Here is a 14,407-nt window from a genome sequence, read left to right as displayed (position 1 = left end):
TTTCCATCGGGATAAACAGCAATGGGTGAAAGTATTGTGAGTATTTGGAAAAAAGACATGTCGTTAGCGGGGTTAAATGCCTCTTCGACTAATACGTTGGTCGCGCATTTAGGGATTGAATATACGGCTTTTGATGCGCAGAGTTTAACGGGAACCATGCCGGTGGCACCGCATACGCATCAGCCGCTGGGCATGCTCCATGGTGGCGCATCTGTCGTGCTTGCTGAAACACTAGGCTCCTTGGCAGCAAACATGTGTGTGCCAGAAGGAAAGTACTGTGTCGGGTTGGACATCAATGCCAATCATCTGCGTGCGATGCGAGAAGGCACGGTGACGGGCGTGGCGACCCCAGTGCATCTCGGCGCAACCACGCAGGTGTGGAATATCACCATCCAAGATGAACGAGGCCGGGATGTGTGCGTGAGCCGACTCACTATGGCGGTACTCACTGATAAGCGCGCCGATAAATCCTTGGAGGACTGAGCAAGATGGTGGTCGATATAGAACACGGCAAGCTAATCGTGACCGCGCATGAGGTGGTGATCCAATTGCCCGCAATGAAATTGAGCATGCAGGTGCAATCTGACTCGTTACAGATTATCGCCGACGCCAATGTGCTGGTGGCTGATGCCGGTGATGTGCGTTGGTCATTGCCGTTAAGTGCACAACATATTGCGTTGATTTCAGATATGACGGGTATCCAACCTCAGTAGCCACCTTACCAATACCGTGCTAGTGGCAACGATCACTCGCACGGTTGGTTAGAGGCTAACTTGATGCGCCGTTAGCCGTGTGAGGTGCTGACTTCGTAGCTGGTGAATTTACGCACGTTAATCACGCCAGTATCGAAAATCAAATACTGCCCTTTAATGCCTTTCAAAACCCCACTCACCTCGGCATTTTTATCAAAGTTATGTGAACTTATTTTGGTTGGATGCTCAGTGACAGGGTAACTAAAAGTGAGGGCGTCAAGTGCTGCAGGCAAGACCGCATCATTGCCAAATTGCAGGCGGATATCCGCTAATTCTGGCTCGATCGCTTGGGTTAAACGTTCAGCCTCTGCGTGAAGATCAAGCGGGTCATTGTCGCCTTTTAGGAGCGCGCGCCAATTGGTTTTATCCGCGACATGTTTCGCCATCGCGACTTCAACTAGCCCGGAAATCTGGCGTGTTTTAACCCGAAACAACGGGAGAGCTTGCGTGGCACCTTGATCGTGCCAGCGTGTTGGCATCTGGTTAGCGCGGGTAATCCCCACTTTTAATCCCGAGGTGTTGGCGAGATAAACAATATGATCCGTCATGCAGAACTGTTCTCCCCACTCGGGCTCACGACAGGTTCCTTGCGCATAGTGGCAGGTTTCAGGCTTCATAATACACATATCGCAACGCGCGAGCTTTTTCATGCAGGGGTAACAATGGCCTTGCGAATAGCTTTTTTTGGTTTTTCGCCCACAGGCATCGCAAAAGATATTGCCAGTATGCGTCAGGGTTAGTTTCTGCCCAAGCAATGGATTGAGGTGTAGCTCTTCATTACCCACCCGCAGAAAGTATTGTACGTCGGCACCGGCTTCTGTGCGCATCTTATCTAGGGTTCCAATCACGACTTTGCTCATTATGGTTTTATTAAGAGCGGCAAGTGTAGCAAATGGGAGAGAGCGGAGTAAGGCAGAGAGGAAAACAGGCAAGCGACAACCTGCCTGTCTCGAAAACGGATTAGCCGAGGCGAGCTTCTATGCTTTTTTGTGTGTCTGTGGTGTGCTCACGATAAAGCGTAACGGAGACCACTAAGAGGTCTTTCTTGGTATCTTCGCTAACCTGATTGATCACGAAATAATCCGCCTCTTCTTTTGCCACCCCTCGTTCGGCCAGGCGTAAGACATCTTCTTGAATATCGCCTTGTATCTCCACGTTGGCCGTTTCTTCAAAATCACCAAACTCAAGCGTGGACTTGGCAATTAGCTCAGGCGCTGCAGAGGCGTGAAATGATAAAAAAGAGAGAACAAATAGCGCAGTAGAGAGACCTTTTTTCATAAGACATCGGATACATCGGTGGATTTACTGACAACCTACTACGCAGCGGAAAAGGGGTTGTCAGCGTCATGTTAGAAACGTGATATCAACGCCTATCGTGTGGCGTCTTCGATATCGTCGCTAAATACGTCGTTGTCACTGCGCGCGTCTTGGCCTTGGAGCATGCCAATATCGCCGTAGTAGTCGGCTAATAGGTCGTCATCGGTTGGGATGACTTGATGTTGTAAACTATCCATTTTTTCTCCTTGGGTGACTCTAACAGCCCACATGAAGGAAGGCTAACGACCCTTTATGTCATCACCATGACAGCTTGCTAGACTCTCGCAATCTTTTTGGTAGGTCAATGACTTTTAGCGCTTATTGGGGTTTGAACGTCGCCACGACGGGACAATGATCGCTGAGCCTGAAGTTCATGACGTTATGATAGGCAAAATGATGCTGAAAACTATATTGCCACCGAGACGCCAACGATTCGGAGACTAAAATATGATCGATTAAGCGACTGTACATCACTTGGTTCCAGGTCTGAGTCCGCCAGTTATAGCGTCGTGCTTTACAACGTGCGCGGACACTCTCTGTCACGTTAATGATGTTTGTTGGTCTCGAGGCATCGTCGAGAAGGGATTGGCGGAATTGTTGCCAAAACGGATCCTGTTTTTCACTGATATAGCGATTAAAGTCACCCGCAATGAGGATGTTTTTATCACCATGTTCACGCACCCAATCGGCTAACACACTGAATTGCTTGCGTAGTTTTTCGCAGCTTCGTGAGGCTTGAGCTTGCTTAAAACAGCCGGACTTAAGATGCACCGACAGCATATGAACCGGTTCTTGGCCCGGCGGTGTGACCACAATATAGGTGCCATATCGCAGAGAGGGCACGCCAAAAAAACCAGGTAGCGCGATTTGACGCAGATCGCGAGGGTCGTCTACTTTCCAGTCTTTACGGACGGCGAACCCCGTCAGTTGCTGGCTTTGTGTGCTGTCTTTAAGGGCGGCATAACGATCGGAAAAATAGACATTATACGCCTCTGTGGGAATGACTCGTGCCAGTGCCTCAGGACTATCAACCTCCTGAAAAGCCAACACATCGGAGGCGAGTTGAACAAAGATCGACGAAAGCTGTTGATAATCGTCTTGATGACGGACGCCGGCTCGTTGATCACCCTTTAAGGTCAGCCACTCAAAATTCCATGTTGCCACTGTCAGTCCATAGCTAGGGGCTGAAAATACCCCAACAAGCACGAGCAGACCTAAAACTCGAAGTACGATGGTGGATACCTCATTATTACGCGTTCCACTGTGATCCTACTGGAAATGTTGCGCATGCAGTGGAGCATTGTAGCACTTTGCGGAGAACCTTTGATTTTAACTGATAACTATCATAACGAAGATCAGTGAGATTGCGGTACAGATAGGCATTTGATTCGTCGGTTGGACGTTATTCGAGACTTCGATGATCTGTGTCAACACAATGTGCCCCCTAGTTGCTATCTAATACCACATCTTGTGGTTTAGTTTATTTTGTATCCTATATATGGTGTGGAGGGCATATGCCAGCGGTAATTAAGCGCGATGGAACACGCGTCCCATTTGATGCAGATCGGATTGTCCAGGCGGTGACATGTGCGCGAGAGTCGGCGCAATCGATGCGAGAGGCTGAGCTGTGTCAACTGACCGACGCAGACATCCTCCGCTTAGCAGACACCATCGCGACGCAGTTTGCTGGCGAGGCCGAGGTGGATATTGATCATATTCAATATGCCGTTGAAGATGTCCTTATGACCGGACCGCATAAAGCGGTGGCACGTGCCTATATTGAATATCGCCATGATAGAGACATCGCTCGCGAGCGCCGTGGCCGTTTGAATCATGAAGTACAAGGGCTGGTCGGGCAAACTAACACTGAATTGCTGCACGAGAATGCCAACAAAGACAGTAAAGTCATCCCCACTCAGCGTGACTTGCTCGCGGGGATCGTCGCCAAACACTATGCCAAGCAACACATGTTGCCCAGTGCCGTGGTAAGAGCGCATGAGTCGGGTGAAATTCACTATCACGATTTGGACTATTCACCTTTCTTTCCGATGTTCAACTGCATGCTAATTGACTTGGCTGGCATGCTGCAAAAAGGCTTTAAGATGGGCAATGCGGAAATTGCGCCGCCCAAATCCATCTCAACCGCTACCGCGGTGACCGCGCAAATCATCGCACAAGTCGCGAGTCATATTTACGGTGGCACCACGATTAACCGCATTGATGAAGTGCTGGCCCCTTATGTTGAAGCCAGTTATCAAAAGCACTTGTTGGTGGCGCGTGAGTGGTCTGTCAGTGATCCCGACGCTTATGCCCGCGCCCGTGCTGATAAAGAGTGTTTTGATGCCTTTCAGTCGTTGGAGTATGAGGTCAACACGTTGCACACGGCGAATGGGCAGACTCCTTTTGTCACCTTTGGCCTCGGCTTAGGTAAGAGCTGGGCGGCACGTGCCGTGCAACGTGCTGTTTTAGCGAATCGGATTGCTGGTTTGGGTGAAAATCGAAAAACGGCCGTCTTCCCGAAATTGGTGTTTTGTATCCGAGAGGGCTTAAACCGCCGCCCGAGTGATCCCAATTACGATATCAAACAATTAGCACTCGAGTGCGCCTCTAAGCGTATGTACCCAGATATTCTCAATTATGACCAAGTGGTATCCGTCACGGGCTCCTTCAAAACCCCAATGGGGTGCCGAAGCTTTTTAAGCGCTTACGAAGAGGACGGTACACTGGTGCATGAAGGACGTAACAACTTGGGTGTCGTCAGCGTTAATTTACCTCGTTTAGCCATTGAGGCGGAGGGGGACGAAGACGAGTTCTATGCGCGCCTTGATGCAACGTTAAGCCTTGCGCGCCAGGCACTCGATACCCGGATTGCTCGTTTTAAAGGGGTGAAAGCGCGGGTGGCACCGATTTTATATATGGAAGGCGCATGTGGTATCCGTTTGAACCCAGACGATGATGTCAGTGATATTTTTAAACATGGGCGTGCGTCCATTTCGCTAGGTTACATTGGCCTGCACGAGACTATCAATGCGCTGTACGGTAGCGTGCCGCACATCTACGACAGCGTGGTGAAACAAAAGAAAGCCAAAGCGATCGTGGCTTATTTGCATGATGCGACCGAGCGTTGGAAAGCCGAAACAGGTTATGGATTTAGTTTGTACAGCACCCCAAGTGAAAACTTGTGCAGTCGTTTTTGTCAGCTCGATACCCAGGCGTTTGGTGTGATTGAAGGGGTGACAGATAAAGGGTATTACACCAACAGCTTCCATTTGGATGTGGAAAAGCAGGTGACGCCTTACGATAAAATCGATTTTGAGATGGATTATCCGCGCTTAGCCAATGGTGGCTTTATTTGCTACGGGGAATACCCCAACATTCAACACAACCTAGAAGCGTTAGAGAACGTTTGGGACTACAGCTACGATCGTGTGCCGTACTATGGTACCAACACGCCGATTGATGAATGCTACGAATGTGGTTTTACCGGCGAATTTAATTGCACCAGTAAAGGCTTCACTTGTCCGGCTTGCGGCAATCATGACCCAGCACGTGTGTCAGTGACACGACGTGTGTGCGGCTATTTAGGAAGCCCTGATACGCGACCTTTTAATCCGGGTAAACAACAAGAAGTGATTCGCCGTGTGAAACACATGTAGGGGGAAGCGTGAACTATCACCAATACCTTCCCGTTGATGTGGTCAACGGGCCAGGCACACGTTGTACCTTGTTTGTATCGGGGTGCGAACACCAATGCCGTGGTTGTTACAACAAAGCCACCTGGCCGCTAAACAGCGGCCATCCTTTCACTGATCTGATGCAAGAGCAGATTGTTCAAGACTTACTCGATTCACGGATCCCGCGCCGAGGATTATCATTAAGTGGCGGCGATCCGCTTCATCCTGCTAATATCGACAGTGTAAAAGAATTATTACAAGAGGTGGTTGGCCGCGCACCGAGCAAAGACATTTGGCTGTGGACAGGCTATACATTGGCAGAATTGTCATCAAAACAGCGAGATGTTGTCGATTTGGTTGATGTATTAATTGACGGCAAGTTTATCCAAGATGAAGCGGATCCTCATTTAGTGTGGCGGGGAAGTGCCAATCAATGCGTACACTTTCTGTCCGAGCGTGCCCGAAAAGGGCAAGAGAATCATGGTTAAGAGGTTGCCAATTTTCCCGCATGGGGTAGGGTATAGCGTATCTTGAGCATTCAGGCTTAAAAGGACGTAATACTATGTTAGATCTGCTCTCGCCTGCTCAGCAGGATCCGATTCTCTCCTTGTCATTGGCGTATCGTGATGATCCGCGTGAGCACAAAATGGACTTGGGCATTGGCGTATACCGTGACAGTCAGGGTCAAACGCCGATCATGCACGCCGTTAAAGCGGCGCAACAATCACTGGCACAAAGCCAACAAACCAAAGCCTATGTCGGGCTGGCGGGTAATGAAAACTTCAACCAAGCCATGGTTGACCTCTTGCTCAAAGGAACCGATGCTTACCACCGATGTGCGGCGGTGCAAACCCCAGGTGCGAGTGGCGCACTGCGCATGTTGGCTGATTTGATGAATCTGGCCAAGCCGGTGACCACTGTGTGGTTGACCGATCCTAGCTATGTGAATCACAAACCTGTCATGGAAGCGGCAGGCCTGACGGTCAAGTTCTACCCGTATTTTAATCGCGACACCAAAATGGTGGATACCGATGCCATGCTTAATGCCTTGTCGCAAGCTGGTGCGGACGATGTGGTATTACTGCATGGCTGTTGCCATAACCCCACGGGCGCTGATATCAGCTTGAAAGAATGGGAAGCGATTACCGCGCTTGCTAACCGCAATGGTTTCACACCGTTTGTTGATATTGCCTACCAGGGCTTCGGTGATGGGGTAGAGGAAGATGCGCGTGGTTTGCGTATTCTCGCCGACAACGTCGAGGAAATGTTGATTGCCACCTCGTGCTCTAAGAGCTTTGGGTTGTACCGTGAGCGCACTGGCGCAGCGATTGTGGTGGGGAAATCTGCTCAAGAAGCGCAAAATGCGAAAGGGCGTATTTTGCAGCTTGCGCGAAGCACTTATACCATGCCGCCTGATCACGGTGCCGCGATTGTTGAAACCATCCTCACCGACGACGCCCTCACCAAACAGTGGCGAGATGAAATTGAGGCGATGAACACTCGGATCAATACGTTACGTGAAGGGTTGACAGCAGCACTGCGCGACCGTACGGGCGATGGTTATTTTGATTTTATTCAGCACCACCGTGGTATGTTCTCTGTCCTCGGATTAACGGTTGATCAGGTCAATCAGCTACGCGACCGACATGGTGTGTACGCAGTGGGTGATAGTCGGATTAACATTGCCGGCTTGGCTGAACGTCATATTGATAGACTGGCCGATGCGCTGGTGGATGTGACACGCAACGGCTAACTGCTGCGGCGCCAATGGTCGAGACTTAATAAAAAGGGGCTTTAAGTCCCTTTGTTCGTCTATATCTAAATCATCGCTTATTTTTGAGGTAACGTTTACGACGGGCCTCTTTTTTAGCGGCTTTTTCTTGTTCTCGGCGGGCGTTGTCTTCTTCAACCTGTACCAGCTCGGTTTCAATCATATCCGGTTTTTCTAAAGTGAGGCCACCCAGCGCACCAGCGCGTAAGTCGTGCAACAGCACTTCTGAGGCTTTATGCAAGTCGACCCGTCCACCTGCGCGCAAACAACCGCGTTTGGCACCAATCGCTTCCATTAACTCAATGTCTGTTTCGGGTAATGCATCAAGCTGATAGCGTTCTTTAAGCCGCTCGGGATAGGCGCTCGCCAAGTATTCCACGGTATAAAAGGCGACTTCGTCATAATCCATTGCCGTGTCTTTAACGGCGCCGGTTGCCGCGAGACGAAAACCGCTGTGTGGGTTCTCAACCTTTGGCCATAAAATCCCGGGTGTATCGGATAGCACCACGCCGTTTTGCAGGTTGATCCGCTGCTGTTGGCGCGTCACCGCGGGTTGGTTGCCGGTTTTGGCTATCACTCGGCCAGCAAGGCTATTAATAATCGTGGACTTGCCGACGTTGGGGATCCCCATGATCATCGAGCGAATGTTTTTTCCCATGGTTTCACGGTGTGGGGCGAGTGAGCGGCAGCGATCCATGATTTGATTGACTTCATGCGGGTGCGAGGTAGTGATTGCCATCGCCGACACGCCTTGCTCTTTTTCTAGGTGAGCCATCCACATTTCGGTCATCGTCGGATCGGCCAGATCGCGTTTATTCAGTACCTTGATCACCGGCTTTTCACCACGCAGCGTGCTGATGAGCGGGTTTTCGCTACTAAACGGAATGCGCGCATCGAGCACCTCGATGATCACATCGATCTTGGGGACGACCTCTTCGATCTCCTTGCGAGCTTTATGCATATGCCCAGGAAACCACTGGATTTTGTTGTTAACCATGTTTGTACAACCTTGCTGATGCCAGTGCGCCAACACGATATCAGTCAGTGGCGCGGTAATGGCGCGCATCATACCACTTAATCAGAGGGATGAGAAAAGCTGGGGTGCTCTGGATTATCGATGAGAACGCGCGGTATCGGAATAGCCACTCTCACCTAATAGACTATGTACGCAATTTAGATCCTAGTCTAGTTATTCGACACGTTTATACGTTCAGTGTTTACCTGCTGGTATGCTGTTATTAAGAGGACATCATAAAAGCTGTCCGATCTTGATACAGAATCGGTTGAATCAAAGTCGATAAGTTGTTGGGTAAGGGAGTGAAATGGTCGCACCTAAAAGTCTCATTTTTCAGTTACATCAACATTGGGAGGTTGTTGAGCAGTTAACGCGGCTTTCGCGGGAGTTTCCAGCGTTTGAGCTGAGAGTACTTGAGCAGGTGATCAATCAATTCAAAAATAAGCAAACAGACAGTAATACTGTGCTCACTAGCCTTATTAATGCAGATATATTGCAACCTATCAATCGAAGTAGTGACTATCAGCTAAATACATTAGTCGTGGATTTTGTGAGAGGCTTGACGCAAGAGCATGAGCTTGGCCTATCAGCAGTACTTAGAGCGCGAGTGGACGCGATTAAAGACGCCACCAGCCAGGTGTTAGAAGGGCTAGATGGGTCGGACAATGATCTGCTACGTACCGGCTCGAACAGACTCTCAGAGCTTGTCAGAAAGATCATTCAACAGCTAATCCAAGACAAACAAGCAATTTTTGAAATAGCAGAATTAGCGAAATCGGCGGATACCAGTATGCCAATTGAACGTCGTTACCGTGAAGTCCTAGAGGTGTACGATCAATATGTCGAGCCGATGAACGAAATGATGGATAGCGGCCTTGGTGGTAGCTTCTATCCTTTGTTGGAAAAAGCAGAAGAAGCGCTGGATTATGCGGTCGATCTACTCTCGATACGTGGCGCTTTATATCAACAAAGGCTGGCAATGCGCCAGATAGCTTATCAAGTTAAAGAGCTTCGTTATCAAGGACGCGTCATTGCTCAACAATGTGCCGACACTTTGCTGCCATTACGAGAGGAAGCAAGACAGCATAACCAGCTTTCAGCGGTGATTAGTAAGCAGCTCAGTCAAGTTCGTAAAAAGGGATTAGTGCGAGGACTCAACGCCAAGGGATTACCTTTGTGGACAAGTAGCCGTGTCACCAAAATTCAATTGGGCAATGAGGTGCGCGAGTTGATGGCTGAATTCATGAATTTTGAGCCTATTGCTGTTGTTTTCCCTGATGAAGAGGATGGACCGACGAGTTCAACGGTCAGCTGGGTGGATGAAGCGCGGTTGAGAGAACAGTTGAGCGATTCGTTGCCGGTTGACAATCTTATGATATGGCTGAGGGAGCACTATCCGCATTTACCGGACGCAGCGTTATTAAGACTTTACCACGAACTTGTACAAGAGCCTCAATGGGAAAGCACGTTAGGGCCACATTCGAATACCACAGTTTTAAACACCGTCGCCGTTACTTATTACCCTCATAAAATCAGAGCATTAACTGATCCAACTCCTGCAAAGGGTATAGATCATGCAAAATAGTAAAATCGATTTAAATGAACTGGCACATTTGACCGAGTTATTTCACCTTTTTAGTTCTGGACGACACCTTAACCGCTCGGCGGATGCCGCGCTATGGCATGAGCTTGAATTGCAAGCAGAACAGTATCAGTACCTATTTGCAAACCTAGGTTTTGATTTGCGCATTGATGGACGCGGCTTTGCTTGGTTTCATGATGAAGAAGGTAATCAGAACATCAATAAACAATCGCGTCAGTTAGCATTATTGCTGATGGTGCTATTTGATCATCAAGCGGATAGCGGTCGCTCCCTTGGCCAGTTTTACCAATGGACAATTGATAATCCTTTACTTGATGACATTTACGAAAAGCACCAAGGACTTTTGGATACAGAAGAGCTAGACCGAGATGCACTCGTAAAGATACTCGACAACGCTGTGCGAAAAGGTTTTGCCGTTCAAGAGAACAATCACTGGCGTTTGCTGCCGTCGGTATATCGCTACCTTGATCACTTCCAAGCAATTACAGAGCACGCATCTGAGAGTGATATAGCGGCTACGGCTTATGAGGAAGGTGAATCATGTTAAGTTATGGCTTTCAACGTGTAGCGTTAATCGGCAGTGCGGGATACCAGCGTGCTGAACTTCCTCTCGACGATTCTGTGTCATTAATCGCACCCAATAACCATGGCAAAACAAGCCTTATCAATGCGCTTCAATTTCTGCTTATCATCGATCAGAGAAAAATGGATTTTGGCTCACACACGCGAGATCAAACGCGTCGCTTTTACTTCCCAAATAACAGCGCCTACATCTTACTAGAAGTAATTCTACCGCAAACGGGCACAGTGGTGTTTGGGTGTGTAGGTAAAGGGGTGGGTCATGACTATGAGTACTTTGCCTACAAGGGAGAGTTGAATTTAAACGATTATCGCTTAGATGATGGTAATATCGTCAGCCAACCAAAGCTTGTCAGTCACTTAGCAAAAAAGAAATATAACGTCTCCCGATATAACGAGAGGGACTTTCGCCACTTGATTTATGGCGGTGCAAAAAGCAAGAAGACGAGCGATATTGATTTTACCGTATTCAAGCTTGAGCATATTAGCGATGCCCGTTCCTTCCAGCAGGTACTCACCAAGACGCTGCGACTCGACAAACTAAATTCTAGTGATGTGAAAGAATATTTGTTGACGATATTTAGTCGAGAGCTACCCAACGCTAGCATCGATTTTAAGCAGGAATGGGAAAAGGCGTTTCAAGACATTAACATAGAGCGCGAGCAGTACCTAGCCGCTTTCAATAATCGAGAGACGATTTACCAACTCGAGCAAAAGTTTGAGCGAACTTTATCTTTACGAGGAAAGATCGCCGTATGCCAACCGAAAGTGGATGAGTTGCTAAAAGACTGGCATGGTCACGTTCAAACGACGCGGGAACTGCTAGTTAAACAAAAGGCTAAGCTTGAACAAGCCTCACGTGAACTTAGAGACCAAGATATCGCTCAAGCAGGTAAACGCCAAGACTTAGTTAATGAGTTGGCAAAGCTAGATCGCACGGAGCAGCATTATCAAGAGCTTAAAGCGCGCTTTGCCCTGATTCCGAATCAAGAGTTCCTAGAGAGTCAGTTACGATCCGCCGAGAAAGAGTATGAAGCGCAGGCCACATTATGTGTTCAGTCCCAGCGCTTCTCTTCCGAGATGCTTAGCAAACAATTGCAAGAAAAAGAACAGCAGCGCCAGCGGTTGCAGTCTCAACAGCGAACCCTAAATGACAATTTATACCTTCACCTTTCTAAGACGCTCAATACACACGAGTTAGATAATCTAAACAAAGTGCTCAGCCAACAAGTCCTGCTACTGCCCGCTTCGCAGTACTCGCTTAATGCTGAGCAGTTGCGAAGCGTTTTCAATCGCGAGTCCTCACAGCAATGCTTGCTCCCCGGTTTAACATTGTCGCTTCATGAGCTATTGCCTCAGCATGTGCAAAAAACAGAGTCAGAGATATCGGAGGAAATTGATAGCGTTAATGAGCAAATAAACGAGCTCAAAGAATTACTTCAAGCGAGTAGAGAGCAAGAAGCGGCTGAGAGGAAAAAGGCCGAATTAAATAGTGCCGTTAGGCAGTATGAACAAGAGCTAAAAGACTTCCAAAAATTACAGGATTTAACACACAATCAAGCACAGCGAATCGAGCAAAGACAGGCTGTTGAGAAACAGCGAGTAGCGATTAACGATGCGCTTAACAACTCAGGAAAGAAGCAAGTCGATCTTTCAACGCAATTAAGTGAGGTGGCGGATAAGCTTAATAAGCTGGCTTCAGACGAGAGCAGTGTTGAAAAACTAAAAAAACAAAGAATAGATGACCAAGCGCTATTTAGCGGACTTTCTGACCAACCACATTCGCCCTGGATAGCGGGGGATGATTGGTCTTTGGCGTCACTTCCGGATCGTCTTCAGGACTACATTGAAGATTGCAAAGCCCTTGATCAGCTATCAAAAGAATTGCGCCAAATGAAAAATGAATTGGGTCAAAAAGGGCTGACTAAGTTTCAGATGGCGCAAACACAAGATGAAGAATTAGAGGGCATTATTCAATTCAATAATTGTTTGGACGATGAGAAAAAAGCACTGGAAAGGCGGGCCCGATCGGCCGTCGTCAACGTCACTGCCAGTTTAAGAGAGCTGCGCAGTGGGTTATATGCATTGCAAAGTAAGATGAAGGAATTCAACCGCCTGATCAGCCAAAGGCAGCTGTCAGATCTTAAAGTTTTCAAAATTGAGCCAGTCGAACAAAGTCTGCTTGTTGATGCGATGAATGTGCTGATCCAACAAGCAGAGCAAACTGAAAGTGGTCAAAGTTTTGAGCTATTTGATCAGGGCAGTATTCTCGATGATGCTGATTTAGAGCGCGCGAAGAGCCTGCTGATTGATGAGGGCAATGCTCGCCAAGGTTTAAGAGTGGCAGATTTATTCCGGCTTGAATTTGTCGTTGCCAAGCACGACCAGCAGCAAGAGTCATTTGAAGAAATTGATAGTGCCGCCTCTAACGGAACCGTATTGATGGCGAAGCTTGTGACGGGCCTGGCGATGTTGTACCTCATGCAAGATAAACGCCACCAAATGAAAGCAGTCTGTTATTTGGATGAAGCGTCAGCTTTGGATACCCAGAACCAAACGAGCTTGATAGAGATTGCGGATCAATTCGGTTTTGCCTTGATATTTGCCTCACCAGCCCCCTTAACCACCGCGCGTTATTGTGTGCCAATTCACCAAGCCAATGGCAAAAATCATATTAGTCGTAATAGCTGGCAGATTTTCGAACCACTAGAGAGTCAAGAGCTGCCCCAATCATATGCAGAGCCATCGCTATGAGCCAGGCGTTGGTGAAAGCACTCTCGAGACTCGTTGAGGTTTACCCTGATTCCGTTGCCGGGAGTACAATGACACCGTCTCAAAAGAAGCATCTTGAAGCGTTCAATCACAAAACGCGGTGTGTGCAAATTACGCCTAAAGGCCGTGGTGTTGTTTATCGAATTCAAGACATGGATGTAGCCGCCGTTGAACTTGAACGATTAGCCCCCGATCAACATGTATCTTCCAGTGTACCGCAACGAACGGTAAACATAGCCTCGACACGCAGCAGCAAACAAGGATACGCAGGTCTCGATGTCAGTTACGTGCTGGCTAAAACGGTTGCGAACCCTTTGTGGGATGTTTCCGGAGTGCCAACCGAGTACTTAAATGCAGCCACAGAAGCGTTTGGTGTATTCTCGCTTGAAGTTGGCGGAGAGCGAAATAGCCATCTTCACACAGAACATTCCATTTGGCTGGTGGAGAACCAAGCGCTATTTGACAGACTAGATTGGTTGCCCAATAACGACCCTACTACCGTTATTTGGTACCGCGGGCAGCTACACAACAAACTGATTGATTGGTTATCGGCGCCTGAAAGGGCACCGATAGTGTACTTTTTTGCTGACTATGATGGAGTAGGGCTGAATAACTACCGCCGCCTCAAAGAGAAGCTTACAGAAAGAGCAGAGTTTTGGATGATGCCGAATTGGAAGGCGTTTTTGTTGCGTTATGGACAAAACCAGCTTTGGGTTGACACCGCCCGGGACTTTGCCTCTTTCGAACGTAACAGCCAAAGACTTTTAGCACAGTCATCAGAGTTACGAGAGTTGGTAACGGAAATGAAGAAGCATGGCCTAGCTTTAGAGCAAGAGGTGATTTGGTTGAATGGCTAATATCTGTGATTTCATCTTATATTTACAGGTAGACATCAGTGGATTGATGATAATTCAAAATGAATGT

14 protein-coding genes are annotated in these 14,407 nt (G+C 48.2%); 9 read left to right on the top strand and 5 right to left on the bottom strand.

The features are described 5' to 3' along the window. Positions 1-36 precede the first annotated feature (36 nt). Positions 37-483, top strand: a complete 447-nt coding sequence (locus tag WN56_RS15820; RefSeq protein WP_046076078.1) for a hotdog fold thioesterase — start codon at positions 37-39, stop codon at positions 481-483. A 5-nt stretch (positions 484-488) separates the two neighbouring features. Then, entirely contained in the window at positions 489-713 is a 225-nt protein-coding gene (locus WN56_RS15815; RefSeq protein ID WP_046075886.1) for a DUF3389 family protein, read from the top strand. Positions 714-784: 71 nt separating this feature from the next. Here the strand turns inward: WN56_RS15815 and WN56_RS15810 are convergent, their stop codons facing one another. The 4 genes from WN56_RS15810 to WN56_RS15800 form a co-directional block, all read right to left on the bottom strand. Then, positions 785-1,612 (bottom strand): DUF2797 domain-containing protein, encoded by an 828-nt coding sequence (locus WN56_RS15810; RefSeq protein ID WP_046075885.1) that lies wholly within the window; start codon positions 1,610-1,612, stop codon positions 785-787. Between the two features lie 100 nt (positions 1,613-1,712). Continuing rightward, on the bottom strand, positions 1,713-2,030 hold the full coding sequence (locus tag WN56_RS15805) for a hypothetical protein (protein WP_046075884.1): 318 nt from the start codon (positions 2,028-2,030) through the stop codon (positions 1,713-1,715). Between the two features lie 92 nt (positions 2,031-2,122). Continuing rightward, positions 2,123-2,266: a hypothetical protein gene (locus tag WN56_RS16925; protein ID WP_156146701.1), complete on the bottom strand. Its 144-nt coding sequence runs from the start codon at positions 2,264-2,266 to the stop codon at positions 2,123-2,125. A gap of 121 nt (positions 2,267-2,387) precedes the next feature. After that, the gene (locus WN56_RS15800) at positions 2,388-3,233 is read right to left on the bottom strand and encodes an endonuclease/exonuclease/phosphatase family protein (RefSeq protein WP_046075883.1); all 846 of its coding nucleotides are present in this window, start codon (positions 3,231-3,233) and stop codon (positions 2,388-2,390) included. 350 nt (positions 3,234-3,583) lie between these two features. On the opposite strand from WN56_RS15800, the gene nrdD reads away from it, so the two are divergent. The 3 genes from nrdD (at position 3,584) to WN56_RS15785 (ending at position 7,496) form a co-directional block, all read left to right on the top strand. Continuing rightward, positions 3,584-5,725 (top strand): anaerobic ribonucleoside-triphosphate reductase, encoded by a 2,142-nt coding sequence (gene nrdD / locus WN56_RS15795; protein WP_046075882.1) that lies wholly within the window; start codon positions 3,584-3,586, stop codon positions 5,723-5,725. Positions 5,726-5,733: 8 nt separating this feature from the next. Then, positions 5,734-6,231: an anaerobic ribonucleoside-triphosphate reductase-activating protein gene (gene nrdG / locus WN56_RS15790; protein WP_046075881.1), complete on the top strand. Its 498-nt coding sequence runs from the start codon at positions 5,734-5,736 to the stop codon at positions 6,229-6,231. Between the two features lie 74 nt (positions 6,232-6,305). Beyond that, positions 6,306-7,496, top strand: a complete 1,191-nt coding sequence (locus tag WN56_RS15785; protein WP_046075880.1) for an amino acid aminotransferase — start codon at positions 6,306-6,308, stop codon at positions 7,494-7,496. 70 nt (positions 7,497-7,566) lie between these two features. On the opposite strand, the gene ylqF is transcribed toward WN56_RS15785, so the two are convergent. Continuing rightward, positions 7,567-8,511 (bottom strand): ribosome biogenesis GTPase YlqF, encoded by a 945-nt coding sequence (ylqF, locus tag WN56_RS15780; RefSeq protein WP_046076077.1) that lies wholly within the window; start codon positions 8,509-8,511, stop codon positions 7,567-7,569. Between the two features lie 325 nt (positions 8,512-8,836). On the opposite strand from ylqF, the gene WN56_RS15775 reads away from it, so the two are divergent. The 4 genes from WN56_RS15775 to WN56_RS15760 are packed head-to-tail and all read left to right on the top strand — an operon-like array spanning position 8,837 to position 14,340. Continuing rightward, positions 8,837-10,114 (top strand): hypothetical protein, encoded by a 1,278-nt coding sequence (locus WN56_RS15775; RefSeq protein WP_046075879.1) that lies wholly within the window; start codon positions 8,837-8,839, stop codon positions 10,112-10,114. Beyond that, positions 10,104-10,679 (top strand): hypothetical protein, encoded by a 576-nt coding sequence (locus tag WN56_RS15770; protein ID WP_046075878.1) that lies wholly within the window; start codon positions 10,104-10,106, stop codon positions 10,677-10,679. Before WN56_RS15775 ends, WN56_RS15770 begins: the two co-directional genes overlap by 11 nt. After that, a complete protein-coding gene (locus WN56_RS15765) occupies positions 10,673-13,465 on the top strand; it encodes a hypothetical protein (protein WP_046075877.1) in 2,793 nt (930 codons plus the stop codon). The genes WN56_RS15770 and WN56_RS15765 overlap by 7 nt, the downstream gene beginning before the upstream one ends. Further along, positions 13,462-14,340 (top strand): Wadjet anti-phage system protein JetD domain-containing protein, encoded by an 879-nt coding sequence (locus WN56_RS15760; RefSeq protein ID WP_046075876.1) that lies wholly within the window; start codon positions 13,462-13,464, stop codon positions 14,338-14,340. The genes WN56_RS15765 and WN56_RS15760 overlap by 4 nt, the downstream gene beginning before the upstream one ends. The last annotated feature ends 67 nt before the right edge of the window (positions 14,341-14,407 follow it).

Origin of the sequence: Salinivibrio sp. KP-1 (assembly GCF_000968645.1) — a bacterium.
GTDB lineage: Bacteria > Pseudomonadota > Gammaproteobacteria > Enterobacterales > Vibrionaceae > Salinivibrio > Salinivibrio siamensis.
The sequence above is the reverse complement of the archived record's forward strand: the minus strand, read 5'-3'. Positions and strand labels throughout refer to the sequence as shown.

Coding starts and splice junctions, on each gene's coding strand:
- WN56_RS15815 (WP_046075886.1), top strand. CDS start 489: ATGGTGGTCGATATAGAACACGGCAAGCTAATCGTGACCGCGCATGAG.
- WN56_RS15810 (WP_046075885.1), bottom strand. CDS start 1,612: ATGAGCAAAGTCGTGATTGGAACCCTAGATAAGATGCGCACAGAAGCC.
- WN56_RS15805 (WP_046075884.1), bottom strand. CDS start 2,030: ATGAAAAAAGGTCTCTCTACTGCGCTATTTGTTCTCTCTTTTTTATCA.
- WN56_RS16925 (WP_156146701.1), bottom strand. CDS start 2,266: ATGGATAGTTTACAACATCAAGTCATCCCAACCGATGACGACCTATTA.
- nrdD (WP_046075882.1), top strand. CDS start 3,584: ATGCCAGCGGTAATTAAGCGCGATGGAACACGCGTCCCATTTGATGCA.
- WN56_RS15785 (WP_046075880.1), top strand. CDS start 6,306: ATGTTAGATCTGCTCTCGCCTGCTCAGCAGGATCCGATTCTCTCCTTG.
- ylqF (WP_046076077.1), bottom strand. CDS start 8,511: ATGGTTAACAACAAAATCCAGTGGTTTCCTGGGCATATGCATAAAGCT.
- WN56_RS15775 (WP_046075879.1), top strand. CDS start 8,837: ATGGTCGCACCTAAAAGTCTCATTTTTCAGTTACATCAACATTGGGAG.
- WN56_RS15770 (WP_046075878.1), top strand. CDS start 10,104: ATGCAAAATAGTAAAATCGATTTAAATGAACTGGCACATTTGACCGAG.
- WN56_RS15765 (WP_046075877.1), top strand. CDS start 10,673: ATGTTAAGTTATGGCTTTCAACGTGTAGCGTTAATCGGCAGTGCGGGA.
- WN56_RS15760 (WP_046075876.1), top strand. CDS start 13,462: ATGAGCCAGGCGTTGGTGAAAGCACTCTCGAGACTCGTTGAGGTTTAC.